The organism is Arthrobacter sp. NPDC058097 (assembly GCF_042884885.1).
Classification (GTDB): Bacteria; Actinomycetota; Actinomycetes; order Actinomycetales; family Micrococcaceae; genus Arthrobacter.
In genome coordinates this window covers 165,990-191,961 of sequence record NZ_JBHVSZ010000001.1, presented here as the reverse complement: position 1 = coordinate 191,961, position 25,972 = coordinate 165,990, and the positions used below count along the sequence as shown (strand labels likewise).

The following is a 25,972-nucleotide window of genomic DNA, read 5'->3' as shown; positions in this document are numbered from 1 at the left end:
CTCAGGCCTCGACGACCTCGACGTTCACGACGTCCTCGATCACGGGGTTGGACAGCAGGGTTTCGGCGGCATCACGGGCCTGGGCCAGGATGTCCTCGGTCACCTCGCCGTCAACGGTCAGTTCGAAACGCTTGCCCTGGCGTACAGAGCTAAAGCTGGTGAAGCCCAGGCGGGGGAGTGCTCCCACGATGGCCTTCCCCTGCGGGTCCAGAATCTCGGGCTTGGGCATGACGTCGACAACGATCCGGGGCATCCGGTAACTCCTGTGCATGTGCATTGGGTAAGGGCGCAGCGGAGTGGTGCCGTCTCACGCCATTCCTGAAAGTTGCCTGCCGGTTCAAATGGCAGGGCATTCAAATGGCATGGTGTGGACGGGCGCTCCGCGAGCTTGCATGCCTATTCTACCGGCCGCGGCGCACCACTTTCGTATTCGGTGCGGCGGACGCCGGAGCAACGGAAGAACGACGCCGGCTCTGGCCCGCCGTCGGCAGCCTCAGTAGGATTGCGGAATGGCTGAGAAACCGAAATCTGTCCTGTTGCCGGTAATGGCGGTCGCCGTGTTCGCCGGCCTCGGGAGAATGGTGATCCAGAAGATCAAGGCCGACCGCGCGGCCCGCCGGAAGGGTGCGGGACAGGACCGGGTGGCAGGTCCGGTGGACGAGAAGACGCGCCAGTGGATCAGCGAGGTGGTCCGCACCCCGCGGAAGTAGCTGCCCGGCCGCGGAACCCTGCAGAACAAGCTTTCATTCCTCAGGCGGGTGCCCTTTCGGGCGCCCTCCTGCTTTTTGATGGCCGTGTCGAAAGCAATGACAAAAAAGTAAAATTCGTCGATTGTGCCCTATGTCATATGAGGCTCTCAGTAGGTACTGTGGGGATCGGTCGACGATTGCTGGGATCGACAGGACCTGTCATCTTCACGTGTCGTTGCCGCCTGCGCCCGGCAACGTAGCCGGGGCTGTTCCTTTATGAAAGGTTCAAACCACTCGTGAAATCAGCAGGAAAAAGCTTCTTCCGAAGCCGGGGGGCCCGGAAAGCAGCGGCACTGGTTGTCGGCTTGCCTTTGCTCCTTTCGTCAGTCGGCGCGCTGCCGGCAACCGCGGCGCCGCCGCGGGTTGCGGCTCCGGCCGCGCAGCAGAAGGACCTCGACCCCGGCGGCTACTCCGCCGGCCGCTACATTGTGGTCCTGACCGAGAAGCCCGCCGCCACCTACGAGGGCGGCACGCCGGGCCTGCAGGCCACGAAGCCGCGCTCCGGTCGCAAACTCGACGCCAACCGGGCAGAGGTGCGCAAGTACCAGGCCCATCTGGAGGCGAAGCAGGCCGCGCTGGCCGAGAAGGAAAACGCGCAGATCCGCCGCAAGTACACGGCGGCACTGAACGGCTTCAGCGCCACGCTCACCGCCGACCAGGCCGTGAACCTGGCCAAGGACCCCGGGGTCCTCGCGGTGGCTCCGGACACCCAGCAGGCCCCGGACTACTCCACCACCGACTTCCTCAAGCTCAGCGGCGCCAACGGCACGTGGAACAGGCAGTTCGGCGGCAAAGCGGGCGCCGGCAAGGGTGTAGTGGTGGGTGTCATCGACTCCGGCTACACGCCGGGCAGCCGGTTCTTCGCCGGCACGGATGTGGCGCCGCTCAAGGGCAATCCGCAGGTGGGTGTTCCCTACCGCACCGCCGGCGGCAACATTGCGATGCTGAAGGCGGACGGCAGCACCTTCGAAGGCGAGTGCCAGAAGGGCGAAAAGTTCAACGGAACAGCCTGCAACTCCAAGGTCCTGAGTGCCAGGTACTTCTCCGATGCCTTCGAGCAGTCCGTCGCCAAGCAGGACCGGGCGCCCGAGGAACTGATCTCGCCCGTCGACGTGGGAAGCCACGGCACCCACACGGCAAGCACCGCGGCCGGCAACGCCGACGTCGAAACCTTCGTGGACGGCCGCAGCTTCGGCCTGACCGGCGGCATCGCCCCGGCAGCCAAGCTGTCCATCTACAAGATCTGCTGGGAGGACAACGACCCCGGCACCGGCGGCTGCTACACCTCCTCCGCGGTCGACGCCATCAACCAGGCCGTCCTCGACGGCGTTGACGTGCTGAACTACTCGATCTCGGGCACCACGTCCACCACCACGGACCCGGTGTCCATGGCGTTCCTGTCCGCCGCCTCAGCGGGCATCTTCGTGGCCACCTCGGCGGGCAACTCGGGCCCTGAAGCCAGCACCGTCAACCACGGCGAACCGTGGGTCACCACGGTTGCCGCCAGCAGCTTCTCCCAGGAACTGCAGGGCACCGTGGAGTTCTCTGACGGCAGCAAGTTCCGCGGCGCGAGCATCATGAACCGTGAAGTGGCCGGCGCAGGAGTCGTCCTCGCCGCCAACGCAGCATCCGGACAGGCCGCCGACCCTGCACTGTGTGCGCCCGGCTCGCTCGATCCGGCAAAGATCGCCGGCAAGGTGGTGGTCTGTGACCGCGGCGTCTACGACCGGGTGGCCAAGAGCGCCGAGGTCGCGCGGGGCGGCGGCGTCGGCATGATCCTCGTCAACCTGACCGCATCCTCGCTCGACGCCGACAAGCACTCCGTCCCCACCGTGCACGTGAACCCGCCTGCCACGGAGACCATCAAAGCCAAGGTGGCGGCGAACCCGGCCATCACGGTTTCCCTGGTCAACAAGGACACCACGGGACTCCCCGCGGAGGCGCAGCCGCAGATCGCCGGTTTCTCCTCGCGCGGACCGCTCCTCGCCACGGACTCCGACCTGCTGAAGCCCGACGTTGCCGCGCCGGGCGTGGCCGTCCTGGCCGGCGTATCGCCGATCGGCGCCGGCGGCGACCAGTTCGGCTTCATGTCCGGCACGTCCATGGCATCACCCCACGTGGCCGGCTTCGGCGCCCTCATCCTGGGCAAGAACCCCGCCTGGTCCCCGGCCGCGGTCAAATCCGCCATGATGACTACCGCCAGCGACGTCAAGCTCGCCGACGGCAGCAAGAACACGGACGTCCTCGCCACCGGTGCCGGGCAGGTCGATCCCGCCCGCGTCCTGGATCCGGGTCTCGTGTACGACGCCAGCACCGACGATTACCTGCGGTTCATCCAGGGCACCGGCGTGAACCTGGGCATCCAGGGCCTCGGCAGCACCCGGCCCCGCGACATGAACGTCCCGTCCTTCTCGCTCGGAAACCTGGCAGGCAGGATCGAGGTCACCCGCACCGTGACAGCGCTGACGCCGGGAGTGTACAGCGCCAAGGCCAGCGTGCCCGGAGTGAAGGTGACCGTGACGCCGTCGGTCCTGTCCTTCAACGCGGCCGGCGAGAAGCGCACGTTCAAGGTGGCGTTTGAAAACCAAAGCGCCAAGCTGGGCCAGTTCGCCGCGGGGTCGCTCACGTGGCGGGGCGCCAACAAGACGGTGACCTCACCGATTGCGGTCCGGCCGCAGTCGGTGGTGGCTCCGAAGAACATTGCCTTCACCTCCCGGGGGCCAAACGGTTCCGGGAACATCGGCATCGTTTCGGGTACGAACTCGTCCACGAACGTGACGCTTGACGGCCTGTCGAAGGCGGACTCCTCCGCCATTGAGCTCGTGCCCGGTCCCTTCCAGTACGAGGCGGACGCCTCCAACTTCGTCAAGACGGTGGAGGTGCCGGCGGGCGTGCCGCTGGCCAAGCTGTCCGTGATTTCCGCGGATGAGAACGCCGACTTCGACATGGTGGTGGTCACTCCCAATGGTCAGGGAATTGTCGTGGCCACGTCTTCGGCGAGCGAGTCTGTCTCGATTCCGAACCCTGCCGCAGGCACTTACCGGATGTTCGTGAACCTCTATGACAGTCCCAACCAACAGGCAACCAAGGCATCCGTGGATGCCGCGGTCCTGGGGGCAAATGAAGGCAACGCCACCGTGTCTCCTGACCCGGTCCGCCTTGCGAACGGGCTCAGCGGAACGCTCGCGCTCACCTGGAAGAGCCTGGCTCCGGGCTCCTACATCGGACGGATCACGTTCGACGGGGCCAGCTCCCCGACGTTCGTGACCGTCGTGGTGGCAGAGGGCGGCGCCGTCGCGGTTGCACCGGCTTCGGAAGATCCGAAGAAAAAGAAGGAACAGGGGAAGGTCCAGAACGAGGACCTGACGCGGTCGCCGGATAACTCCATCTAGGAAGGTCCCGGAACCGGGCTCCCAACAGGGTCCCACAGCGAAGGCCGGCGGGCGTGGCACAAAATGCCAGAGTCCCGCCGGCTTCGCCGTGCCCTACGCCTGTCCGGGCAGCCCGGCCGTGCGTTTGGTGGGAGTTTTTGTCCAGATAATGGCCGCTAAACGCCCCGGAAGTCGCGATACGTGGACAAAAACTCTTCCGGGGAGCGTCGGGCGGGCAGCCTAGATGGCGCCCGTGGACCCCGCCACCCCGCCCAGGAGCGGGGACAAGGCCCGCCAGCGGGCAATCTCGCAGCCATCCGTCAGGGAGAACCGGGAGTTGACCGTACGGCCGTTGAAGGTGCCGGTAACCACGGCAACCTGGGGGCCGCCGTACTGCTGGGTGCACAGTTTGGGCGGGCCGGGTTCCGGGAAAAAGATCCGTTCGCCAAAACGTCCGACGGCGGCAATCGCCGCCGCCGGGTCCGGCAGCGTTGATTCCACCAGCTGGCCGGAACGGCTGACGAGGACAAAGACGTGCTCCGGGCCGCCGGGCGTGTGGGTGAGGGCCACGGTCAGTTCGAGGTCCGTGTCCTGGTCCAGGCCCCTGCCCGGGCCCTGGTCCGGCGATGCAGGTGTATCGCTCATCGTTCCGCCTCCGTTTCCAGGCTCTCGAAGAGCGGCGTCAGGGCGGTCAGCAGCCGGCCGCGCAGCCCCTGGGCTTCGGCCGAGAAAACGCGCTGCTGCTCCACGTAGGCCGCCTTGCCTTCGGGCGTCTCTATCGGAATGGCCGGGTAGCCCCAGTCCGTAAGGTCATAGGGCGAAGCCTGCATGTCCATGGCCCGCACCCGCCACGACAGCTCGAAGCAGTCCATCACGAGTTCGCTCGGAAGTGCCGGGGAGAGCTTATAAGCCCACTTGTAGAGGTCCATGTTGGCGTGCAGGCACCCCGGCTGCTCCATGGTCCGCTGGTTCTCCCGGCTGGGTGACAGCTCGTTCAGGGGTACGGCGTCGGGGGTGTAGAACCGGAACGCATCGAAGTGCGAGCAGCGGATCCTGTTATCCTCAACTACCTTGTCCGTGCCCGCACCGCCCAGCCGCAGTTTGAGGTACTCGTGGCGCAACTCGAATTTCTCCTGTCGGTAGACCATGGCCCACTCATGCAGGCCGAAGCAGCCGAACTGCGCCGGCCGGGCGGCCGTTCCGGCGAGGATGATCCGGGCAAACACGAGGGCGTCACGCCGTTCCGCCAGGAAAGCCTCGCGGTCGAAAGCCACCGCTGTGCTGCCGGCGGGCAGGCCCGCACCCGCCAGCTCACCGCCGTCGAGCGCCTTGTAGTATTTCCAGTCCTTGCGGGCGGTGGCCTCGGCTCCGGAGAGCACCACGCCGTCGCCGGGGTGCCAGCGCAGCAGCTGGCCGGGCTTTTGCGTGTAGTACGTGAAGAGGAAATCCTCCACGGGATGTTTCCTCCCCGCCGAGCGGCGGGCAAGGTAAGGATCGGCGTAGCGGCGCACCCTGCGCACGTGGGCCGCTTCCCGTTCCCGCCAGCCGGCGGCGGAGAGGACCTGGCCAGCGGGGATCGTCAATGCAGTGCCTGCCACAGTGCTAAAGCGCCCCGCCTGCAGCACCGAGGATGTCCTTGGCGGCGTTCCAGGCACCGATCTGGCAGCCGTCCCGCAGCGCGAAGGAGGTCTCCACCGGCGTGCCGTTGACCTCGCCGGTCACGGTGGCCACCTGCGGTCCGCCGTACTGCTGCGTGCAGGAGATGCCCTTCCGCGGAGCGGCGGCATTCACGATGGCGGCGTTGTTTTTCAGCGCCGTGCAGGCTGCGGCCGCGTTGGGGTGCTGGCTCTCGGCCATCGGCGCACCGTCCTTGCAGACCAGCGTGTAGTTGACGGCCTTGCCGTCCTTCGACGCTTTGACCGTGATGGACAGTTCGGCATCGCCGGCGCCGGGACCGGACGGCAGGGGAGAAGCGGAAGGGGGCGCGGGCGCCGGGACTGTCGTCTCGGCGTCTGGCGACGTGGAGCCGGGGGCCGGCGTGCCGGGAGTGCCGGTGCTGGGGGTTTCCGTGCCGGGAGTCCCGGTGCCTGGTGGAGAAGTCCCCGGCGATGAGGGCCCGGGAGTGCTGGTTTCCGGCGTGGCGGAAGGCTGGCCGGTTCCGTTGTTCGGGGTGCAGGCCGCGAGACCGCCCGTCGCTGCGAGGGCGAGCAGCACAGAAATCAGTTGCTTGCGCATGCCGGGTCTCCTCAAGTTTTTCCCATTCTACCGTCGGGGCACCCGGAGGTCCGGTACAGGCGGATAACGGTACCCGGCAATTGCTAACGGAAGGGTATCGATTCTTGGGGGCGTCCGCGGTATCTTTCTGACATCAACGGGTGCGCGGCATAAACAGATAGTGATGACGCCCATGGGGGGCAGAGCGTCCAGTTCGTGGGACCGAAGGTCTACAGGTCCTGAACAAAGGAAGGCATCCCCCATGATCCCTCAGCAATCCACTACCCGCCCCGGACCCAGCAGAAGGCTGCCGGCGATTTTTGCCGCCGTCCTTGCCATGGTCATCGGCCAGGGCCTGGCCGGGCCAACGGCGGCTGCTCCCGCACCGGCATCGGCGCAGCCTGCCGCGGCACTGCCGTCCGCCCTGCAGCCGGCCGCATCCCCGCTCGACGACGGCCATTACATCGTGATGCTCAAGGACAAACCGCTGGCCACCTACTCCGGCGGCGTCCCCGGCATCCCCGGGACGGCGGTGCCGAAGGGGAAGAAGCTGAACGCCTCCGGCCCCAACTCGCGCAAGTACGATGCCCACCTGAAGGCCAAGCAGCGCCAGGCTGCGGCCTCCACGGGCGTGACCATCAGCCGGAGCTACACGCTGGCACTCAACGGCTTCAGCGCAGTCCTCTCTGCCGCCCAGGCGAAGGCGCTCGCCGGTGACACCGATGTGTTGGCCGTGGTGCCGGACACCATGCGCAAGCCGGACTACTCGAGCACGGACTTCCTCGGCCTGCCCGGCGGCGACGGCGTGTGGGACCAGCAGTTCGGCGGCACGGATGAGGCCGGCAAGGGCATCGTCGTTGGCATGCTGGACACCGGGTACACGCCCGACAACCCGTTCTTCGCCGGGGACACGGTCGACCCGCTGTCCGGCACCCCGGATGTGGGCGTGCCGTACCGCCTCCAGGGCAATGTGATCGCCATGCGCAAGGCCAACGGCGGGACCTTCGTGGGCGACTGCGTGGCCGGCGACTCGTTCGACGGAACGGAATGCAACAGCAAGGTCATCGGGGCCAGGTTCTACGACAAGGCCTACAAGGCAGCGGTGCCGCCGGAATTCCGCTCCCCGAATGAGAAGTTCTCGCCGCTGGACGTCAACGGCCATGGATCCCACACGTCAAGCACCGCAGCGGGCAACAGTGACGTCACCCAGACGGCAGGCGGGCGCGACTTCGGCAAGAGCTCAGGCGTTGCGCCGGCGGCCAAGATTGCCGTGTACAAGGTTTGCTGGGAGGGCGCCATTCCGGAGGCCACCGGGTGCGTTGAATCCGACATTCTCAACGCCATCCAGGATGCCGTCCTCGACGGCGTGGACGTGCTGAACTTCTCCATCTCGGGAAACAACAACTCCACCGTCGATGCCGTTTCCCTCGCCTTCCTCAACGCCGCTGCCGCCGGAATCTTCGTGGCCGCCTCCGCCGGCAACTCCGGCCCGACGGCCTCGACCGTCAACCATGCCGGCCCCTGGATCACCAGCGTGGCAGCCTCGACGTTCGACAACACCCTGCGCGGAACCGCGGAACTGTCGGACGGAAGCAAGTTCGCCGGTGCAAGTGTCATGGGCAGCGAGGTGGACTCCAAGCCGATCGTGCTGGCCGTGGATGTGAAGGCGGCCGCGGCACCGGCTACGGATGCGGCGCTGTGCGCGCCGAATTCGCTGGACGCCGCCAAGGTTGCCGACAAGATTGTGGTCTGCGACCGCGGCGTTGTGGCCCGCGTTGACAAGAGCGCCGAGGTCAAGCGCGCAGGCGGGGTGGGCATGGTCCTGGTCAACCTGACGCCCGGGTCGCTCGACGCCGATCTGCACAGTGTGCCCACGGTCCATGTGGGCGACCCGAAGATCAAGGACGTGGTGAAGGCGACCCCCGGCATGACCGCAAGCCTGAAAGCGACCGACACGACCGGTGCCGAGCCTCCGCCCGTGCCGCAGATCGCCGAATTCTCCTCGCGCGGGCCCAGCCTGGCATCGGACGGTGACCTGCTCAAGCCCGACGTGACGGCTCCGGGGGTGGCAGTGCTGGCCGCTGTTTCGCCGGTCGGCTTCAACGGCGAGACCTTCGGCTTCCTGTCCGGCACGTCCATGGCGTCGCCGCACATCGCCGGCTCGGGAGCGCTGCTGCTGGGCAAGAACCCGACGTGGTCGCCGGCAGCCGTGAAATCCGCCATCATGACCACGGCCTATGACCTGGTCGATGCAAAGGGCACCGACGTGCATGACGTCTTCGCCCAGGGCGCCGGCCATGTTGATCCTGCGCGGTTCGACTCCCCGGGCCTCGTTTACGACGCCGGCATCAGCGACTGGATGGGCTTCCTCCAGGGACAGGGAATCGACCTTGGCGTCGCCCCCATCGCAGCCAAGGACGTCAACCTTCCGTCCGTGGCGTTGGGCGCCATGTCCGGCAGCCAGACTGTGGCGCGGTCGGTCACGGCGGTGACGGCAGGAACCTACCGGGCGACGATCAGCGTTCCGGGAATCACCGCCACGGTCAGTCCGGCAGAAGTGACGCTGGCTGAGGGTGAAAGCGCCACGTTCACCATCACGTTCACTACCGCGGGTGCTGCGCTCAACGCGTACTCCACCGGATCGCTGATGTGGACCTCGGGCGACAACACCGTCCGCTCGCCGGTGGCGGTGCGGCCAGTGCCGTAGTGTCCTTAATCCCAGGACGTACGACGCCGGAACTCACCGCTGGTGGTGAGTTCCGGCGTCGTGCTTTTACCGGCTGGGCGCCGGGAAGTAAGCATCGCGGCGGGAAACCGTTAGTGCACGAATCGTTAGTGTATACTTGTGGTGGCATTAGACCCGGAATGGAGTGGGTAGCGTGGCAAAAGAGAACGGCGCACAGCGGTTCATGCGGGCGACCGGCAAGCTCAGGGCGGTGTTTGGCCCCGCCAACAGGAGTTCGCTGGTGCACGACATGACCGAGGAGAACCGCAGGCTGCTCGCGCAGCGCGAGGCCGAGACGCAGCAGTGGGAAACCGTTCACCGTCCGGACGGCAGCACCTACGTCGTGCCCCGCAACCCCGACGACAAGTCCCTTCGCTAGCAGTCGCCGAGCGCCGATTCCGGGGCTCCAATCCCGACGGCTGAAGCATTGCCTGCCGGGGTTCATTTCCGGGGCCCCGGCGTAAAATAAGGGCACTGGCAATCGAAGGGCAGACGCTCTCCGCCTTCAATCAGGGAAGGGGGTGGGACTTGTGGCACATGTGCTCACGGGCTTCATGAACCTGACCGACAGGCTCCGGTTCGTATTCGGCCCTGCCGCCGTAGGCGATTCAGCTACGCCGGTGGTTCACCTGCACGACGATTATGAGCATGCTTCCGAAGATGATTTGGCCCAGTTCGAAGTCGAGACCGACTCGGAGGGGCACCGCTATGCTGTCCGCAAGAACGACCTGGACAAGTGACAAGCCCCTATTGAACTGAAGAAGCCCGGTGCGTTAGACGCACCGGGCTTCTTTCTCTGCACTGCTGGGAGCCTTAGCGGCCGGTGCCGCCGTAGACGGTGGCGACGGCTTCGCTGTCCAGGTCGAACGCCTTGTGGATGGCGCGGACGGCGTCATCGAGCAGGTCGGCATGGGTGACCACGGAAATGCGGATTTCCGAAGTGGAGATCATGTTGATGTTGATGCCCGCGGCGGACAGGGCCTTGAAGAATGTGGCCGAAACGCCGGGGTGCGAGCGCATGCCGGCGCCGATCAGCGACAGCTTGCCGATCTGCTCGTTGTACTCGATGCTCTCGAAGCCGATCTCAGTCTGCGCAGCACGGAGGGCGGCAAGGGCGTCGGCGCCCTCGACGATGGGCAGCGTGAAGGAGATGTCCGTCCTGCCGGTGCCGTGCGTGGAGACGTTCTGGACGATCATGTCGATGTTCGAGTGCGCGTCCGCGATGACCTGGAAGATCGCGGCTGCCTTGCCCGGGATGTCCGGAACACCAACAACGGTGACCTTTGCTTCCGAGCGGTCGTGTGCAACACCGGAGATGATTGGCTGCTCCAAGGCAACTCCCTCTTGAGTCGTGATCTTGTCATCGGCGCCGGGCAGGACCCAAGTGCCTTCGTTCTGGCTGAATGAGGAACGGACATGCAGCGGCACGCCGAACCGCCGGGCGTATTCGACGCACCGGAGGTGGAGGATCTTGGCCCCGGAGGCGGCCAGTTCCAGCATCTCCTCGCTGGAGATGCGGTCGATTTTTTGGGCTGACGGAACGACGCGGGGGTCTGCGGTGTAGATGCCGTCAACGTCGGTGTAGATCTCGCAGACGTCGGCCTCGAGGGCTGCGGCGAGGGCCACAGCGGTGGTGTCCGAACCGCCGCGGCCGAGCGTGGTGATCTCGTTGGTGGCGCGGGTCATGCCCTGGAAGCCGGCGACGATGGCGATGTGTCCCTTGTCCAGGGCGGTGCGGATGCGGTGCGGGTCCACGTCGATGATCCGGGCCTTGCCATGGATCCCGTCCGTGATCATGCCGGCCTGGGAGCCCGTGAAGGACTGCGCGGACGCACCGAACTTGTTTATGGCCATGGCCAGCAGGGCCATGGAGATGCGCTCACCGGCGGAGAGGAGCATGTCCATCTCGCGGGCCGGGGCTGCGTCGGTGACCTGGGCGGCAAGGTCAAGGAGCTCGTCGGTGGTGTCACCCATTGCGGAGACGACGACGACGACTTCGTTGCCGGCCTTCTGGGCGTCGACCACGCGACGGGCCACGCGCTTGATGCCGTCAGCGTCAGCCACCGAGGAGCCGCCGAACTTCTGCACAATAAGCTGCGCGGTGACAGCAGCGTCTGCGGGCAGCTCCTGCGGCCGCGGTTCGGTTTTCACATCGGTACTGGGCATACTCATGCGTGCACCCTCACTGGATCATTGGAGTTCTGGAGGCCAGGCGCCCTTGCGGCACGGCGGCATACCCAGTTTATCGCCGTGGTCGTCCTGCTGTGGAATTGTGACCCTTGCCGTCAGCTGAGGGCGTTCCGCCGGCCCTCGAAGGCCCTGCCCAGGGTGACCTCGTCCGCGTACTCCAGGTCGCCGCCCACGGGCAGCCCCGAAGCCAGCCGGGTGACCGCGATCCCGATGGACTGCAGCATCCGGGCCAGGTACGTGGCCGTGGCCTCGCCCTCAAGGTTCGGGTCGGTGGCGATGATGATCTCCTGGACTGCGCCGTCACTGAGCCGGTTGAGGAGTTCGCGGATCCGCAACTGCTCCGGGCCGACGCCGGCGATCGGGTTGATGGCGCCGCCGAGCACGTGGTAACGGCCCCGGAAGGAGCGCGTGCGCTCCACGGCAAGCACGTCCTTGGACTCCTCCACGACGCAGATCACGGAGGGGTCGCGCCTCGGGTCGCGGCAAATGTTGCAGAGCTCCTGCTCGGTCACGTTGCCGCACGAGGCGCAGAACTTGACCCGCTCCTTGACGGTGGTGATGGCCTCCACCAGCCGCTTCATGTCCTGGGGGTCTGCCTCCAGGATGTGGAACGCCAGGCGCTGCGCAGACTTCGGTCCCACGCCGGGAAGGCGTCCGAGCTCGTCGATCAGCTCCTGAACTGCACCCTCGTACACTTTTTCCTCGATTGCTTGGTTGAAACTGGATGGCTTGGTTGAAAGATGGCCGGTTTCCGCCTCCTAGTACCGGGGCGGCACTAGTACCGGGGCATCAGGGGGCTGCCGTCCAGCGACCGTTCTTCGATGAGCTTTCCGCCCAGAATACGCTCGACGGCGGCACGGCCAAAGACGCCCGATTCCTCGATGGTTTCGTCGTCAGCGCTGGGGATGTCCTGCACGTATGGCGCAGGTTCCTCCGTGCTCCGTGCCGGCGCCTTGGCCCGTCCCGCCTCAGCCTCCGGGCTGTTGGAGAGCCGCTGGTAAAGGCTCAGTTTGCCCCGGACGGGAGCCTCCGTTGCCGGTTCCGGCGTAGCGGTGCGGGCAGCGGCAACCGCCGGCCCTGCCTGGACAGCGAGTCCGGCCTGGACTGCTGGTTCCGCCTGGACAGCGGGTCCGGCCTGAATTTTGGGTGGCTGCTGAATCGCAGGTCCTGGGCCGGCTGCGAACACGGGCACCCGGATCGCGGCGGCGTCGGTGGGAGCAGTCACAGCGGGCGCGCGGACACCCTGGGTCGGGGCGGGTGCACCGTATTCGTGGCTGGCAGTCGCCGGGGCCGATGCCATGGCGTAGGCAGGCTCGAACTCCGGGGCGCCGCGCCCGGCAGTATCCGGCGCACTCTCCGCAGGGGTGCTCTCAACCGTGGCCCTCTCACTTGTGGCGCCCACCGCCGGGCCGCCGCTGTTGGGCGGCTGGGCGGTGGCCGGTGGATAGACAGGTGCAGAGGAGCCGGCTGACTCTTCGTCGCCGTGGCCGTCAGCCGCGTCCTGGTATTTGCCCACGTTGCTCTCGGAACTGAGAGCCCAGACGCCAGGGGTTTGCTCCACCGCACGGGACCACGGATCAGCAGAGGTGTCTGGTGCTGGCTGGCGCTCCGCCCCGGCCGGGGCAGAACTCTCTGCGCGAATTTGCGGCGCCGACGGTGCGGGCCTGACAGGCTGCTTTGTCTCCGGCGTCTTGACCTCCGGCGCCCTTATCTCCGGTGCTGCCGATGGTGCGGGGCTGCCCTGCCACTGGCCCGATGGCTCCCAGTCCATGGGAGGCTCTTCGTCCAGCGGAGGTGCGTCCTCGTCCAGCGGAGGACCCCAGTCGCCATCCGGATAGGAGTAGTCGCCGGCTTGCTGAGATCCGCGTGGCGAGGCCTGCGCTGCAGCCTGAGCGGCCGGCTGCTGGGCAGCAACCGGCTGGACCGGCTGGGCCGCAGATGGCGCAGAAGTGCCTGATCCGCCGGCAGCGCGTCCGGCGCCCGCTGGGGCGGCAGTGGTAGACGGGGACGCCGTGATATTGGGTCCGGACCACTGCGGCGCGGAAACCGCTGCGGTCGACGACGACGGGGAAGCATTCCCGACATCGGGCGCGATGGACGAATCTGGCGAGGCCGGAGCCGTAGCTGTCGACACCGGAACCGCACCTGAGGACACCGGCGCCGGGCCTGTTGGCCCCGGGCGTTCCGGGGCGGGCTTCGGCTGGGCGGGGCCATCCGTGGTGGGGGTCAGGCCCCAGTCGGCGTCGGTGGTGGTAGCCGGAATGTCCCGGCTAGTAGGCGCTTTTGGGTTTGGCTCAGAGCTCGCTGAGCTGCCGGCGCCCGCCACGGCGGTGATCTGGCAGTCGATGCCGATCGTTTTGTGGATGGCCTGGCGCAGATTCTCAGAGTGGTCGGCCCTGCCGAAGGCGCCCGCCAGCCCGGAAGTGCTGAAGATGAGCGTCAGGACCTGGCCGTCGAACTGGCCGACCTGGGCATTGGGCTCCACGAGCGCCCAGGTGCTCCGCTTGATCTTGGCCAGGGTCTGCAGGACCTCGGGCCAGGCCCGGCGGAGTACCTCGACGTCGGCATGCGATCCCGCTGGAGCTGCAGTGGCAGAAGGCTGGGCGGGGGATTGCGGGGCGGGCGCAGAAGCTGCCCCCTGAGCCGCCACCGGCTCCGGCCGCCGGACCTGTTGGTGCTGGGCCTGTTCCGGACGCGCGGCGGATGCCGGTGTCTGCGAAGCCGCAGGCCGCTGGGCCACAGACTCGCGGACCTGGCCGTCCTGTGAATCCGGGCTGGCGCGGCGGTCACGTGCGGCGGCGTCATCCATGGGCCAGTCACCGGTGGTGATCCGCGGTGCCGCCAGGGCTTCCCGTCCGGGTGCGGCCTGCTCCACAGGTGCTTCCCGTCCGGGCGCGTCCTGAGTGGCGGGTGCCGCGTGGATGGTGGGCGCGCCGGCCTGCGAAGCGCTCTGTGCAGGGGCGGGCGCGTCAGGAACTGGAGCCGAAGCTACAGGAGCGGCAGACGGTGCGTTCACGGCAGCAGCGGCAACCGGAGCCGGGGCAGCTGCCGCAGGGGCAGGAGCTGCCGCGGGGGCAGGCGCTGCCGCCGGCGCGGCAGAGGCTGGCCCAACGGCGGCGGCAGGAGCACCGGCATCGGACCCGGCGTAGTTCAGGCGCCGCTCCACGCGGTCGATCCGGGCAGCAATGCCGCGCTCGGTCTGCTCGGAGCTGGGCAGCAGGATGCGCGCGCAGAGAAGTTCCAGGTGCAGCCGCGGCGACGTGGCACCCGTCATCTCCGTCAGTGCGGTGTTGGTGACGTCGGCCGCGCGCGACAGCTCGGCCGCACCGAGGTTGTGGGCCTGGCTCTGCATCCGGGCGATCTGGTCGGCCGGCATGCCGCGGAGGATGGCCTGGGCGCTTTCCGGCATGGCCTGCACGATGATGAGGTCGCGGAAACGCTCGAGCAGGTCCTCCACGAACCGGCGGGGATCGTGCCCGGTCTGGATGACGCGGTCCACGGCGCGGAAGACCGTGGCGGCATCGGACGCGGCGATCGCTTCGACGACGTCGTCCAGCAGTGAGGCGTGCGTGTAACCCAGGAGCGCTACGGCAAGCTCGTAATCGAGGCCGTTGGGTCCGGCGCCTGCCATGAGCTGGTCCAGCACGGACAGCGAGTCCCGCACGGATCCCGCGCCGGCACGGATCACCAGCGACAGCACCCCGGGGGCCACCGGGACGTTTTCCTGGCGGCAGAGCTGCTCGAGGTATGCCATGAGCGGCTCCGGCGGCACCAGCCGGAACGGGTAGTGGTGCGTGCGCGAGCGGATGGTGCCGATGACCTTGTCCGGCTCGGTGGTGGCGAAGATGAACTTGATGTGTTCCGGCGGTTCTTCGACGATTTTCAGCAAGGCGTTGAAGCCCGCCGAGGTGACCATGTGGGCCTCGTCAATGATGAAGATCTTGTAGCGGTCCCTGACCGGGGCATAGGTGGCGCGTTCGCGGAGGTCGCGGGCGTCGTCCACGCCGCCGTGGCTGGCGGCGTCGATCTCGATGACGTCGAGGGAGCCGGCTCCGCCGCGGGCAAGTTCGACGCAGCTGGGGCAGACACCGCACGGGGTGTCCGTGGGGCCCTTCGCGCAGTTGAGGCAGCGGGCCAGGATGCGCGCGGACGTGGTCTTGCCGCAGCCGCGCGGGCCGGAGAAAAGGTAGGCGTGGTTCACGCGGTTCTTGCGCAGCGCCGTCATCAGCGGCTCCGTGACGTGTTCCTGCCCGATAACGTCCGCGAACGAGTCCGGGCGGTACCTGCGGTAAAGGGCAGTTGTAACAGTCACAGGGAAAACCTACCTATAGGGACTGACATTAAATAGGAGACCCCTCATGCACCCGCCAGAGCCCATCTACCCTTGCTACCTTCCGGTCCTGGGGGAGTTCAACAGGATGACGCCACATGAGGGGCCGTCAGATACTTTACCCGAACTTTGGGCGTGGCCCGAATCGGCTCCGGAGGGGCGGCAGCAGGGCGGCAGCAAGGCTCCGGCAGGCACCCGCCGTGGTCCTAGCTGTGCCCGTTCACAGGCCAGCTCATGAACGCCGGCTCCTCATAAGGGTGGGCCCGGCGCAATCCCTGCACGACGGCGTCGAGCACGTCCTCTTGCACGATGCACTCGATCCGGACCTCGGAAACTTCCTCAGGGACACCGGCGGTGCCGATGTACGGACGGGCCCCGGGCAAGGGGGTGAAGCGTCCTGTGCCCGGCGACGTGAAGGAGCAGTGCGAGTAGTCGCCCAGCCGGCCGGCGCCGGCGTCTCCGATGGCGGTGAGCACCGCTCCGGCGTGGGAATCGGGAACGTAAACCACGAGTGCATGCAGCTGGGACATGGCACCATTTTGGGCCGATTGGGAGATGCCGGAAAGTTCAGGTATTCTAGTATCTGCTTTTGGTTCAAGAGCAGCTGGAGAATTCGCCTAGCGGCCTATGGCGCACGCCTGGAACGCGTGTTGGGTTAACGCCCTCGGGGGTTCAAATCCCCCATTCTCCGCCATCGGAAAACCCGGTTCTGACATTGTCAGGACCGGGTTTTCTGTTTCCCGCTCCGTGCTGAACGAGGGCTTAGGCCACACCCAGTCTCTGGAGCCGCTCGCGGGCGGCGAGACGGCTCGGGCTGGCCGGGCCCAGTGCAAGACGGACGACGGCGAGGGTCACCCGGGCGGCCAGCCTCACCGGCAGCGGCAGGGGACCCAGCCGGGCAGTCCGCAGTCCGAGCAGCCGCCGGTAGTCAGGCTCCAGGCTCAGGACGGCAGCCTGGAACAGGATCCGGTAACCCGGTTTCAGGAAGGGATGCAGGGGCGGATCCCGGATGAACGCAACCGTTTCCGCGACCCGGTCATCGCCGCGAAGAGTTCCGGCGGCAAGCGTTTCCCGGAGCTCCCGGCTGAGGGCGGCTTTGCTCTCCGGCGGGAACTCCACGCCCATCAGCCTGCCGGCCTCGGCCCATTCCCGGACATAGGCATCCGGGCCGCCAGGAATGGGGCCGTCCCACAGCTCGTGCGTGCGGAGAAAGGAGTCCGTGAAGGTGTTGTGCACCCACCGCACCAGTTCCGGATCATTTGCAGAGTATTTCCGGATGGTGCCGCCGCCGTCGACATATGTGCCGTTGACGGACTCGTGCAGCCGCACCACCCTGGTGGCGGCCGCGTGGGCCTCCGCGGTGGACCCATACGTGAGGGCGTGGATCCAGGCCGTGGTCCGGGCCAGCCGGCCCAGCGTGTCCTCGCGGAAATTTGAATGGTCGTACACCCCGGCGAGGACGCCGGGGTGGAGACTTTGCATCAGCAGGGACCGGATGCCGCCGACGATGGTGGCCACGCCCCCATGGACCGCCCAAACCGCAGAGCCGGGGAGGAAATACCCGGCGTCGTCGCCCTCGGCAAACTTCCGGGCCCAGTCCGGCAGAGCATCCGGGCTGCCGGTCAGTGTGCGCTTCAGTTCGGCCTGCCATTCCATCAGGAAAGTCCGCATATCTCATTCTCTCCCTCCTCAAGCTGCGCGGTTAAGCCTATGAAACCGCACGCCTTGGCCCCCCAGTTTTAGGGGTTTCGCCGTTCTTTGGGCTGTGGCCACAATGGAGGACACGCTCGTCGAGACAGGAGTTTGGCGGGTAACGATCCGGGAGAATTCTGTGGCAAATCATGGGGGACACAAGCACGCACCGAGGGTGATCGGCCCAGGCCGGATCGCCCTGCGGAGCCTTTCCGCGGCGGTGGTAGTGGGCTTCTCCGTCTTTGCCTTCGGGTTCCAGGGACCCGCCGCCTCGATCCAGCAGCCCGTGGGTGCGGCCGTCCCAGTTGCCCCTCCCTCGGGAGTCGTCGGGCCGGAACTCCTTGATCCCGACACCACCGCGCCCGGGTATCCGATCAGCGGCTCCGGCATCGCCGCACCGGCGAAGGTTCCCACCGGACGCACCGTGTCGAGTTCCACCGTTAAGGCACCCAGGACGGGGACCACCCCCAAATCTCCCGGTGTGGCCTCCACCGAGCTGAAGCGGCCCGCCGCCGGCTTCCTCGTGGCACCCCTGGAAGTGCTCACTCCCAGTTCCCCGTTCGGCCTGCGTCGCAGCCCGATCACCGGTGACGCGGGAGAATTCCACTGGGGCCAGGACTTCTCCGCAGCCTGCGGCACCCGCGTGTACGCTGCCGACGCCGGCGTGGTCCGGGCCGCCGGATGGCACCCCTGGGGCGGCGGCAACAGGGTGGAAATCGACCACGGCAACGGCCTGATCACCACGTACAACCACCTGCAGGGCATCGCCGTTGAAAAAGGCGACCACGTGCGGGTCGGCGAGATCATCGCCGAGGTGGGCACCACCGGCTCCTCCACCGGCTGCCATCTGCACTTCGAAGTGATCAAGAACGGCCAGCACGAGGACCCGATGAAGTGGACCCTGCTGCCCATCCGGCAAACCGACCAGCTGACCCCCGCCGTATTCACCAGCTTCGCAGGCGGCGCAGCCACCACCTACGGGTGGGCTATCCCTAACATCCCCGGCACCAGCGGGCCGGGCAACACCGACGACAGCCTTACGCCGGTCACCGCAGCAGCGGTCGCCAGCCCGCGCAGCGGACCGTCAGCCTCGGCAGGAACCACACTCGTCGCCAGCTCGTCGACCTCCGGTTCCACCACCTCCGGTTCGCCGACCCCCCGCCCGACGGCAACGCCGACAGCCACGGTAACTCCCAAGCCGACGGCGCCGAAGCCGCCCGCATCAACCAAACCCAAGCCCACCACGACGCCGACGCCCACCCCAACGCCGACTCCCACTCCCACTCCCACACCCACACCCACTCCCACACCCACCCCAACGCCAACGCCGACTCCCACCACGCCGCCGGCGGACCCGGCTCCGGCTGACCCGGTCCCGGCTGATCCGACTCCCACCGAGCCGGCGACCCCGGCAGACCCCGCGCCGCCGGCACCCACCGAGCCGGCTGCACCCTCCGCGCCGATCACGAATTCCGCTCCTGCCCCAACGGAAGTTGCCCCCGTCGAGCCCGCTCCGGCACCCGTACCCGATCCGGTCGCCACGTCTGCGGCCCCGGTAACCACGGCTCCGGCAGTGCCGGCACCGGCGCCAGTTCCCACGTCGGAGCCTGCACCCGCGACTTCGCCAAGTGCCGCGCCAACTGAGGAAGCCGCCGCGGCAGTGCCGTAAGGCGGGCAGCCGCCGTCGGGCTGTTCGCGTACCGGGAAAGTCAATTGGTGAGGAGGTCCAGGGAATGCAACGGAGGCCAAACCCGTTGTCATTAGTGACAGCCATGTACCCGGCGAGAGAGCACGATGTGACTTCCCTCCAAATGATTCCGCCGACACCCGACGGAACACACCCGGGTTTCGGTTGCCCTGCAGGCGATGCCATGCAGGCGGCGGATGCGTCCGCCGACGGCGGATGTACCGGCTGTACCGGACTCGCTGGGTGGTCGGCCTGCCCAGCGCAACCGCGCGCCGTCGTCGTCCTTCCAGGCGGCCCCAGGCAGGGTAAACCGGGCACTTTCCGGAAGAGCATTCCGCCCGGAACTTCCCGGGGGAGTTCCCCATTCTTCACTGCGGCGTAACTGCCGGGCGCAGAGCCCACTGTCCGCCGGGCAACGGCGGAATGGGGCAATCAAACAATGCGCGGCAATTCAATGAAGCGGTCATCACGTGATGACCGTGCAAGATAACGAAAGCGAGGAAGGTAGCCCGAAAGCGGCGGCGGTGTTGTAATTTTTCAACATGCCAACTCCCGTTTCCCCATAGTTCGCTTTTTATCTGGTTGGATGGAAGGTACTGAGAGGGACACAGGAGGCGCCCCGCTTCCTAACTACCGCGAAGGCAGCAATGGAGCTCATCGAGGCCGAGCACCCCCGGCCACGCCATTTTCTACTCCACCTGAGTGACACCCACCTGTTGGGTGGTCCGGACCCCCTATACGGCGCAGTTGACAGCGAAGCCCGCCTGATCCAGCTCTTCGACGAGGTTCAGGCCTCGGGCGCGCGCCCGGAAGCCGTGATTTTCACTGGCGACCTGGCGGACAAGGGCGACCCCGAGGCCTACGCCAAGCTCCGCGCTGTCGTGGAGCCCGCGTGCCGGGATCTCGGCGCCCAGGTCATCTGGGCCATGGGCAATCACGACAACCGCGCCAACTTCCGGGCGGGCCTGTTCGACCAGCACGGCAACGATGACCCCGTGGACCACAGCTACTACGTCAACGGGCTGCGGGTCATCACCATGGACACGTCCGTGCCGGGCTACCACCACGGCGAACTGAGCGACAACCAGCTGGACTGGCTCGCCGGTCAGCTCGAGACCCCCGCGCCGGACGGCACCATCCTGGCCCTGCACCATCCGCCGGTTCCGTCGGTCCTGGACCTGTCCGTGCTGGTGGAGCTCCGCGACCAGGCGTCCCTGGCGGCCGTGGTGCGGAACTCGGATGTTCGCAGCATCCTTGCCGGCCACCTGCACTACTCCACGACGGCAAGCTTCGCCGGCATCCCCGTCTCCGTGGCCTCAGCCACGTGCTACACCCAGGACCTGAACGTCCCGGTGGGCGGCACGCGCGGCCGCGACGGCGGGCAGGCCTTCAACCTGGTGCACGTCTATGAGCACACCGTGGTGCACTCGGTGGTGCCGATGGGCGCCACTCCGACGGTGGGCGAGTATGTCAGCCCCGAGGAGACGGAACGCCGTCTGGCGGCAGCCGGAATCCGCATCCCCGAAGGGGCCAAACGCCCCATGCTTACCCGGAAATAAAGCCTCACCCGGAAGTAGCGTCTATATACAGGAAGCCCCGCCGGATCTGACTGGTCAGATCCGGCGGGGCTTGCCGTATGCGGACGGCCTACTTTTCCCAGGGCGCCTTGATGGGGTAGTACTTCTCCAGGAACTGGGTGACCTGCTCGGCACGTTCGTCGGCCGGAACCTCCGGAAAACTGCCGTCATTGAGGCAGAAGAAGTCCATGTTGCGCTTGTTCAGCAGCTTGGGCAGGTACTTGAGTCCGGAGCGGAGCGTAGTGTCCACGTACCGCACCTTCGCCGCCGTCTGGGTCACGGCGCGGCCGGTCAGCAGCGCGTAGTAGTGGTAGAAGGAATTCGTGACGGAGATGTTGTCCGCGGCCCGGAAGGTGCTGGCGGCAGTGTTCGCGAACTCCGCCGGGAACTCCTGCTCCATCTGGGCGACGAGGCTCCGCCGCAGCGGCGCCGCCGTGTGCTCCAGGTGGCGGGTGGTGATCCGGCCGAAGCGGTTCCAGAGCAGTTTCCGGTTGACCCGGGCCGCGTTCTCGAAGCCGCTGCGTTCGGCGTCGTTGTCGCCCAGGCCGATGCGCGTCTCCGCCTCGATGAACTTGGTGATGCCGCCCGGCGTGAAGAACATGTCCGGGCCCACCGGCCGCCCGAAGAACATGTCGTCGTTGGAGTAGAGGAAGTGCTCGGACAGGCCCTCGATGTGGTGCAGCTGGCACTCCACGGCCTGCGAGTTGTGCGTGGGCAGCACCGACGGGTCGGCGAAGAACTCCTCGCTACGGACGATGGTGACGGACGGGTGCTCGGCCAGCCATTCCGGCGCGGGGGAGTCGGTGGCGATGAAGATGCGGCGGACCCACGGCGCAAACATGTACACCGACCGGAGCGCGTACTTGAGCTCATTGATCTGCCGGTAGCGCGCCTCATGGTCGTCGCCCTCGCCGAGGACCGCCCCGGCCTGCCGGGCCCGGCGGGCTGCGATGTACTCCGGGGAGGTGCCGTCCACCCAGGAGAACACCATGTCGATGTCGAAGCTGATGTCGCTTGCGTGGTCAGCGAACATGTTCTCGATGGTGGGCCAGGTGTGTCCGTAGCGCTCAACCGTTCCGCGGACGGCCTCGTGCGCCATCATGGTGCGGCGGGTCAGCGAGTTCTCGATCGGCAGGATCACCTCGTTGCCCAGGAAGCTCCACAGCTCCACCTGGACGCCGGCGGATGCACCGAATTCGAAGCCGCCCTCGGGCTCGACCCGCGGCCGGTACAGCCGGAAGATGCGTGCCTGCCGGTTGACGGAGAGTTCGCCGTCGGCCACCAGGACGGACGTCTTCTTCTTCGCGTCCACGGTCATGGAGTAGAAGGGCTCGTTCCGGCAGGCGTCAACGAGGGCGGAGCGCAGCTTCTTGCGGTCCTTCCAGTCGAGGGCGACCACCGGACGGTCGTTGTTGCCCCGGACCAGGAGGTAATCCAGGCCGGCCCCGTCCAGCACGTTCCGCAGGAAGAGCAGGTCCTCCACCATGGCCTGGTAGGGCGTCCGGGTGTCGTTGATCAGCGCATACCGTCCGGACCGGCGAACGACGTCGGGGCGGTGCTTGAGGCGCGCCACCGCCGCCGGGGACGTTGCTTCCGCGAGTGCGGGTACGTCGTCCTCGGCTGCCTGACCGCCGTAGTAGATGTCGTCCTGAACCGTTACGTCCGTGATGGCGTTTCTCCCAAGCTTCTAGGGGTGAAGTCTTACTTGCATGATAGTCCTGCCGGTAAAACTTGCCCGGCAGGCGCCCGGGCGGCGGTCCGCCCTCTGTGCTTTGGTGTCTATGCTCTGGCCGTCCGGGCCGCGGCAGCGGGCTTAGCCAAGCAGCGCCTGCCGCCAGCTGGACAGGAACGCCGCCCCGGCGTCGTCGTGAATGACCGACTCCGGCATGCCGAGGTCGACGGCGGTGAGAACGTCGTACGGTTTGGCCGGGACGCCGTCCGCGGGGCGGACGTCAACGTGCTTCACAGCGTGGTCGTTGTGGTGCAGCCAGTCGGCCATGGCATAGTCCGTGCGGGAATCGCCCACCGTCCGCCACGCCTGCGGCGTGATGCCCTGGGCTGCCAGGAGCTCGACGGCGCGGCTCGCGCCAAGGTCCTTGCCCAGCCGGACCGACTCAATATCGGTGGAAATGATGGTTGGGTCCACGCGGTAGTCAATTTCGTCGTCGGAGTTCGGTGCGTGGTGTTCCAGCCGCACGACGCCGAATCCGTGGCGCTCCATGAGCTCCAGGGCCTCGGCATCAAACAGCTTCTGCTCGGCGAGGTATTCACTGTTCGGCACCTCGATGTGCTGCTCCACCGACACCATGGCGCGCTTGGTTTCATCGAAGAACATGTGGGACGCGTAGTCCTCAGCCACCATGCGCCGGATATCGTCACCGTAGGCCGCCGGCACCGCAAGCTCGTGGTCCACGTGGACGGGCCCGGGGCCGGCAGCCGTGTAGCTGAACCACACGGCGCCCTTTTCGCAGATGGCGTGGATCAGCGTTCCGCTGGGCATTCCCGCTGCGATCATGGGCTCCATGACCTGCTCGCGGATGAACGTATCCGAGCGTCCGGTGTTGAAGATGACTGGTATTCCGGCGCTCGCGAGAGCCACCAGGTCGGCGACGATTTCCGGTTTCACATCCCTGGTCACCGGGCTGGCGACCGGCCCGTCGACGTCCAGGAGCAGGGCCAGTGCGGGTGCCGACGGAGTGTGGGCGCCGAACCCGGTGGCGGGGTTCGCTGAAGGTGCAGTCATTGCTCCATTCTGTCAGCCGGCGCCGGCCAATCTGCCCAGACGGCGGGCGGGCGCCGGCATGTGACACATAGTTACTGTTTGGCTACAACCTCCCGCGGCGCGCTGATTCCACATTCCCTTGAACTGCCCAGTTGCATACGCTTACAGGGTGATATTCAAAGCTGTGGGCGAGGGACGCCCTTACCCCGACCATGGTTTCATGACCCCCAAAGACTGGGCGGCGCTTCCGCCCCGTCCCGTGCGGCTGGATGAACTTGTGACCACCAAGCGGACCCTGGACCTTGAAGCGCTCCTTGCCGAGGACTCCACGTTCTTTGGCGACCTGTTTCCCCACGTGGTGCAGTACCAGGGCACCCTCTACCTCGAGGACGGGCTGCACCGGGCGGTAAGGACGGCACTCCACCAGCGCACCGCGATTCATGCAAGGGTGCTTGTGATCGATGGCTAGAAAACCCAAAGACGTGACCGTTCTCCACGGTCACCGCGTGATTACCGGCCCCGAGCTCAGGGCCACGTTCGTCGAAGACGACGAGAACGCGGAAAACCCCGGCCGGCTGCGCCGCCGGATCCTGCACGGTGTGGTGCTGGTGCTGCTGCTTGGCCTGATTGTCGCGGGGATTATGGGGGCGATGGGTGTGATGAGCGGGCAGATCAAATTTCCGTCCGCCATCCAGGCCCAGGAGAACTCCTCCGTCTGCCCTTCAACGACTTTCGACTACACGCCGCCCGCCAAGGTTAAGGTGAACGTCCTCAACGCCACGAGCCGCAACGGCCTGGCCAAGGCGGCAGCCAATGAATTCAAGGCCAGGAAGTTTGTTGTTGGCAATGTGGCCAACATGCAGACCGGTTACCGCGGCGTGGCTGCAATCGTCTCGGGTGCCGCCGGACAGTCGGCGGCCTTCACCGTCCAGCGGAACCTGCCCGGTTCCGACTACTTCCAGGACGGGCGCAAGGACGCCAGCGTGGACGTGATCCTGACCAGCGACTACCGCGGCCTGGTCAAGCCGCAGCTTGTTGACCAGACACCGGGCACACTCAGCTGCCCGCGTGAGAGCCGGCGCGTCGCCGACGACTCGCAGTGGCCGGTCATGCCCACCCAGGGCGCCAAGCCCTGAACTGTTGCCTGGCCACTTGGCCCGGCTGACCTTTAGCCGGCCGCAGCGGCCGGGGGCTGAAGGCGCAAGGGGCGGCCGCCGTCGTCGAACCTTGCCCCGGCGCCCAACTGGATGAAGCGGACGGTCCGGGAGATCCTTTCCTCCAGGTCCTCGGAGGCGTCGCCGTTGCGGGCGGCGCTGGAGGAAAGCGTGCCGTGAATCAGCTGTGCCTGCTGGAGGGGATCGGCCGCCGGGAAATAGCCCTGGTCCATGCCGTCGCGGAGGATGTCCTGCAGCATCTCGCTGAGCCCGCCCACGTGGTCTGCGAGCTTGGCGAACGAGGCCGGCGAGAGGACGGCGCCCATGGCCGGGCCGGGAGGCAGATGGCGGCGGCTGAGATCCTCCACCTGGGCCCGCACGTACAGGGCCAGCCGGTCCACCGGATTGTCCAGCCGGGACAGCGATTCGCGCAGCCCGGCCATGAACCGTTCGGTCTCCACGAGGGCGTAGGCGATCAGGAGCTCTTCGATGTCGGCGTAGTAGTTGTAGACAGCCGTGCGGCCGATCCCTGCGTGCCGGGCGACATCGGTCATGGTGAGTCCGGGCAGCCCGTGGGAGAAGAGAAGCTCACCGAAGGCGTTCAGGATGCGGCGCTGGGTCTCGGCGCGTTGCGCGGCGTTGCTGGGGGCCGAAATCCGTGGCATAGGGACACTTTACCGCGATCTGTCACCAAACCGGCGCCGAGTTTCAGCCGGTCAGAGGCCAGCTCAGACGGCGCAGCCGTCCGGGCCGCACGCGTCGGCGTTCGGCTGCGCGCTGGCTTTGTCCGTTTTGTCGACGCCGACCATCACCAGTGGGTGCGACTCCTGCCACGCCTGCTCGAGGGCCATGGTGAAGCTCGCCGCGGGCTGGGCCCCGGACAGCCCGTACTTGCGGTCGATCACGAAGAACGGGACGCCGCTGATGCTCAGGGCACGGGCCTCGGCGAAGTCGTGGCGAACGTCGTCGGCGTACTTGTCGGTGCTGAACAGCTCGGCAACGTCGCCGGCGTCGAGCCCGAGATCCGCGCCAACAGACGTGAGGTAATCCGGGCTGCCGATGTCCTTGCCGTGCTCGAAGTGGTCGCTGAGGAGCCGCTCCTTGGCGGCATCCTGCTTGCCATGCGCGGCGGCAAGATGGATCAGCCGGTGGGCCGTGAAGCTGTTGGCAACCACGACGTCGTCAAACCGGTAGTTGAGGCCCTCACCTTTGGCCTGGGCTGCCACATGGTCGAACATCTGCGTGACCTGGCCGGCAGCCATGCCCTTGCGCTTGCTGAGGTAGTCCAGTTCGGTTCCGTCATAGTGCTCGGGCACGCTCGGGTCCAACTGGTAGCTGCGCCACTGCACCTCCACCTGGTCGCGGTGCGGGAACTCGGCAAGGGCGGCCTCAAAACGGCGCTTGCCGATGTAGCACCAGGGGCAGGCAACGTCTGACCAGATCTCAATCTTCATGTTTGCCACAACTCCCGGGCTTTCCCGGGCATTCCTGCCGGGACAGTTGCTTTGGTCACGCTCGCCCGCTGTTGTATGGGTGCCGGCGCCTGGCCCTTGTCTGGCGG

At 66.9% G+C, this 25,972-nt stretch carries 22 protein-coding genes, 1 tRNA gene and 1 other RNA gene; 10 read left to right on the top strand and 14 right to left on the bottom strand.

What is annotated here, in order from left to right; all coding sequences use genetic code 11:
* Position 1 precedes the first annotated feature (1 nt).
* Positions 2-253: a phosphoribosylformylglycinamidine synthase subunit PurS gene (gene purS / locus ACFVTE_RS00885; protein ID WP_003798434.1), complete on the bottom strand. Its 252-nt coding sequence runs from the start codon at positions 251-253 to the stop codon at positions 2-4.
* A gap of 256 nt (positions 254-509) precedes the next feature.
* Here purS and ACFVTE_RS00880 point away from each other — a divergent pair, with 256 nt between their 5' ends.
* Positions 510-710: a hypothetical protein gene (locus ACFVTE_RS00880; RefSeq protein WP_387095554.1), complete on the top strand. Its 201-nt coding sequence runs from the start codon at positions 510-512 to the stop codon at positions 708-710.
* Positions 711-1,060: 350 nt separating this feature from the next.
* Positions 1,061-4,141 carry a S8 family serine peptidase gene (locus tag ACFVTE_RS00875; protein ID WP_387097097.1) on the top strand — a complete coding sequence of 1,027 codons (3,081 nt, stop codon included), beginning with the start codon at positions 1,061-1,063 and terminating at the stop codon, positions 4,139-4,141.
* 219 nt (positions 4,142-4,360) lie between these two features.
* Here ACFVTE_RS00875 and ACFVTE_RS00870 read toward each other — a convergent pair whose 3' ends face one another.
* Genes ACFVTE_RS00870 through ACFVTE_RS00860 form a run of 3 tightly spaced genes read right to left on the bottom strand, consistent with a single transcriptional unit; the run spans position 4,361 to position 6,355 of the window.
* Positions 4,361-4,765: a serine protease inhibitor gene (locus ACFVTE_RS00870; protein WP_387095551.1), complete on the bottom strand. Its 405-nt coding sequence runs from the start codon at positions 4,763-4,765 to the stop codon at positions 4,361-4,363.
* Positions 4,762-5,703 carry a 3-methyladenine DNA glycosylase gene (locus tag ACFVTE_RS00865; RefSeq protein WP_387095548.1) on the bottom strand — a complete coding sequence of 314 codons (942 nt, stop codon included), beginning with the start codon at positions 5,701-5,703 and terminating at the stop codon, positions 4,762-4,764. The genes ACFVTE_RS00870 and ACFVTE_RS00865 overlap by 4 nt, the downstream gene beginning before the upstream one ends.
* 19 nt (positions 5,704-5,722) lie before the next feature.
* Positions 5,723-6,355 carry an SSI family serine proteinase inhibitor gene (locus tag ACFVTE_RS00860; RefSeq protein ID WP_387095546.1) on the bottom strand — a complete coding sequence of 211 codons (633 nt, stop codon included), beginning with the start codon at positions 6,353-6,355 and terminating at the stop codon, positions 5,723-5,725.
* Positions 6,356-6,596: 241 nt separating this feature from the next.
* Here ACFVTE_RS00860 and ACFVTE_RS00855 point away from each other — a divergent pair, with 241 nt between their 5' ends.
* The 3 genes from ACFVTE_RS00855 (at position 6,597) to ACFVTE_RS00845 (ending at position 9,799) form a co-directional block, all read left to right on the top strand.
* Positions 6,597-9,041, top strand: coding sequence for a S8 family peptidase (locus tag ACFVTE_RS00855; protein ID WP_387095543.1), 2,445 nt, complete (start codon positions 6,597-6,599; stop codon positions 9,039-9,041).
* Between the two features lie 202 nt (positions 9,042-9,243).
* A complete protein-coding gene (locus ACFVTE_RS00850) occupies positions 9,244-9,438 on the top strand; it encodes a hypothetical protein (protein WP_387097095.1) in 195 nt (64 codons plus the stop codon).
* A 151-nt stretch (positions 9,439-9,589) separates the two neighbouring features.
* On the top strand, positions 9,590-9,799 hold the full coding sequence (locus ACFVTE_RS00845; protein WP_387097093.1) for a hypothetical protein: 210 nt from the start codon (positions 9,590-9,592) through the stop codon (positions 9,797-9,799).
* Positions 9,800-9,872: 73 nt separating this feature from the next.
* Here the strand turns inward: ACFVTE_RS00845 and ACFVTE_RS00840 are convergent, their stop codons facing one another.
* The 5 genes from ACFVTE_RS00840 to ACFVTE_RS00820 all read right to left on the bottom strand — a co-directional run bounded on the left by ACFVTE_RS00840 (position 9,873) and on the right by ACFVTE_RS00820 (position 16,109).
* A complete protein-coding gene (locus ACFVTE_RS00840) occupies positions 9,873-11,231 on the bottom strand; it encodes an aspartate kinase (protein WP_387095540.1) in 1,359 nt (452 codons plus the stop codon).
* 113 nt (positions 11,232-11,344) lie between these two features.
* Positions 11,345-11,944 (bottom strand): recombination mediator RecR, encoded by a 600-nt coding sequence (gene recR, locus ACFVTE_RS00835; RefSeq protein ID WP_387095538.1) that lies wholly within the window; start codon positions 11,942-11,944, stop codon positions 11,345-11,347.
* 80 nt (positions 11,945-12,024) lie between these two features.
* On the bottom strand, positions 12,025-15,561 hold the full coding sequence (locus ACFVTE_RS00830; RefSeq protein ID WP_387095535.1) for a DNA polymerase III subunit gamma and tau: 3,537 nt from the start codon (positions 15,559-15,561) through the stop codon (positions 12,025-12,027).
* A gap of 32 nt (positions 15,562-15,593) precedes the next feature.
* Positions 15,594-15,690: signal recognition particle sRNA small type (ffs, locus tag ACFVTE_RS00825), an RNA gene on the bottom strand.
* A 95-nt stretch (positions 15,691-15,785) separates the two neighbouring features.
* On the bottom strand, positions 15,786-16,109 hold the full coding sequence (locus ACFVTE_RS00820; RefSeq protein WP_387095532.1) for a hypothetical protein: 324 nt from the start codon (positions 16,107-16,109) through the stop codon (positions 15,786-15,788).
* A gap of 76 nt (positions 16,110-16,185) precedes the next feature.
* Here ACFVTE_RS00820 and ACFVTE_RS00815 point away from each other — a divergent pair.
* Positions 16,186-16,273, top strand: a tRNA-Ser gene (locus ACFVTE_RS00815).
* Positions 16,274-16,341: 68 nt separating this feature from the next.
* Here the strand turns inward: ACFVTE_RS00815 and ACFVTE_RS00810 are convergent.
* The gene (locus tag ACFVTE_RS00810; protein WP_387095529.1) at positions 16,342-17,250 is read right to left on the bottom strand and encodes an oxygenase MpaB family protein; all 909 of its coding nucleotides are present in this window, start codon (positions 17,248-17,250) and stop codon (positions 16,342-16,344) included.
* A gap of 160 nt (positions 17,251-17,410) precedes the next feature.
* Between ACFVTE_RS00810 and ACFVTE_RS00805 the strand changes: the two genes are divergently transcribed.
* Both ACFVTE_RS00805 and ACFVTE_RS00800 read left to right on the top strand, forming a co-directional pair.
* Complete coding sequence (locus tag ACFVTE_RS00805) at positions 17,411-18,940, top strand: M23 family metallopeptidase (protein ID WP_387095526.1); 1,530 nt, start codon at positions 17,411-17,413, stop codon at positions 18,938-18,940.
* 665 nt (positions 18,941-19,605) lie between these two features.
* Positions 19,606-20,517, top strand: coding sequence for a phosphodiesterase (locus ACFVTE_RS00800; RefSeq protein WP_387095523.1), 912 nt, complete (start codon positions 19,606-19,608; stop codon positions 20,515-20,517).
* 88 nt (positions 20,518-20,605) lie between these two features.
* Here the strand turns inward: ACFVTE_RS00800 and ACFVTE_RS00795 are convergent, their stop codons facing one another.
* Complete coding sequence (locus ACFVTE_RS00795; RefSeq protein ID WP_387097091.1) at positions 20,606-22,177, bottom strand: stealth conserved region 3 domain-containing protein; 1,572 nt, start codon at positions 22,175-22,177, stop codon at positions 20,606-20,608.
* Between the two features lie 171 nt (positions 22,178-22,348).
* A complete protein-coding gene (locus ACFVTE_RS00790; protein WP_387095520.1) occupies positions 22,349-23,278 on the bottom strand; it encodes a hypothetical protein in 930 nt (309 codons plus the stop codon).
* Between the two features lie 148 nt (positions 23,279-23,426).
* On the opposite strand from ACFVTE_RS00790, the gene ACFVTE_RS00785 reads away from it, so the two are divergent.
* Entirely contained in the window at positions 23,427-23,726 is a 300-nt protein-coding gene (locus ACFVTE_RS00785) for a type II toxin-antitoxin system VapB family antitoxin (RefSeq protein WP_387095517.1), read from the top strand.
* On the top strand, positions 23,719-24,393 hold the full coding sequence (locus ACFVTE_RS00780; protein WP_387095514.1) for a LytR C-terminal domain-containing protein: 675 nt from the start codon (positions 23,719-23,721) through the stop codon (positions 24,391-24,393). The genes ACFVTE_RS00785 and ACFVTE_RS00780 overlap by 8 nt, the downstream gene beginning before the upstream one ends.
* Positions 24,394-24,425: 32 nt before the next feature.
* Here ACFVTE_RS00780 and ACFVTE_RS00775 read toward each other — a convergent pair whose 3' ends face one another.
* Together ACFVTE_RS00775 and ACFVTE_RS00770 are read right to left on the bottom strand one after the other, a co-directional pair.
* Complete coding sequence (locus tag ACFVTE_RS00775) at positions 24,426-25,076, bottom strand: TetR/AcrR family transcriptional regulator (RefSeq protein ID WP_387095511.1); 651 nt, start codon at positions 25,074-25,076, stop codon at positions 24,426-24,428.
* 63 nt (positions 25,077-25,139) lie between these two features.
* Positions 25,140-25,865, bottom strand: a complete 726-nt coding sequence (locus tag ACFVTE_RS00770; protein WP_387095509.1) for a DsbA family protein — start codon at positions 25,863-25,865, stop codon at positions 25,140-25,142.
* Positions 25,866-25,972 lie beyond the last annotated feature (107 nt).

Bases quoted from the DNA above. Each gene is read 5' to 3' on its own strand.
- ACFVTE_RS00770 (WP_387095509.1), bottom strand. From the start codon at position 25,865: ATGAAGATTGAGATCTGGTCAGACGTTGCCTGCCCCTGGTGCTACATC.
- ACFVTE_RS00775 (WP_387095511.1), bottom strand. From the start codon at position 25,076: ATGCCACGGATTTCGGCCCCCAGCAACGCCGCGCAACGCGCCGAGACC.
- purS (WP_003798434.1), bottom strand. From the start codon at position 253: ATGCCCCGGATCGTTGTCGACGTCATGCCCAAGCCCGAGATTCTGGAC.
- ACFVTE_RS00820 (WP_387095532.1), bottom strand. From the start codon at position 16,109: ATGTCCCAGCTGCATGCACTCGTGGTTTACGTTCCCGATTCCCACGCC.
- ACFVTE_RS00855 (WP_387095543.1), top strand. From the start codon at position 6,597: ATGATCCCTCAGCAATCCACTACCCGCCCCGGACCCAGCAGAAGGCTG.
- ACFVTE_RS00840 (WP_387095540.1), bottom strand. From the start codon at position 11,231: ATGAGTATGCCCAGTACCGATGTGAAAACCGAACCGCGGCCGCAGGAG.
- ACFVTE_RS00870 (WP_387095551.1), bottom strand. From the start codon at position 4,765: ATGAGCGATACACCTGCATCGCCGGACCAGGGCCCGGGCAGGGGCCTG.
- ACFVTE_RS00780 (WP_387095514.1), top strand. From the start codon at position 23,719: ATGGCTAGAAAACCCAAAGACGTGACCGTTCTCCACGGTCACCGCGTG.
- ACFVTE_RS00860 (WP_387095546.1), bottom strand. From the start codon at position 6,355: ATGCGCAAGCAACTGATTTCTGTGCTGCTCGCCCTCGCAGCGACGGGC.
- ACFVTE_RS00810 (WP_387095529.1), bottom strand. From the start codon at position 17,250: ATGCGGACTTTCCTGATGGAATGGCAGGCCGAACTGAAGCGCACACTG.
- ACFVTE_RS00800 (WP_387095523.1), top strand. From the start codon at position 19,606: ATGGAGCTCATCGAGGCCGAGCACCCCCGGCCACGCCATTTTCTACTC.
- ACFVTE_RS00880 (WP_387095554.1), top strand. From the start codon at position 510: ATGGCTGAGAAACCGAAATCTGTCCTGTTGCCGGTAATGGCGGTCGCC.
- ACFVTE_RS00850 (WP_387097095.1), top strand. From the start codon at position 9,244: ATGCGGGCGACCGGCAAGCTCAGGGCGGTGTTTGGCCCCGCCAACAGG.
- ACFVTE_RS00790 (WP_387095520.1), bottom strand. From the start codon at position 23,278: ATGACTGCACCTTCAGCGAACCCCGCCACCGGGTTCGGCGCCCACACT.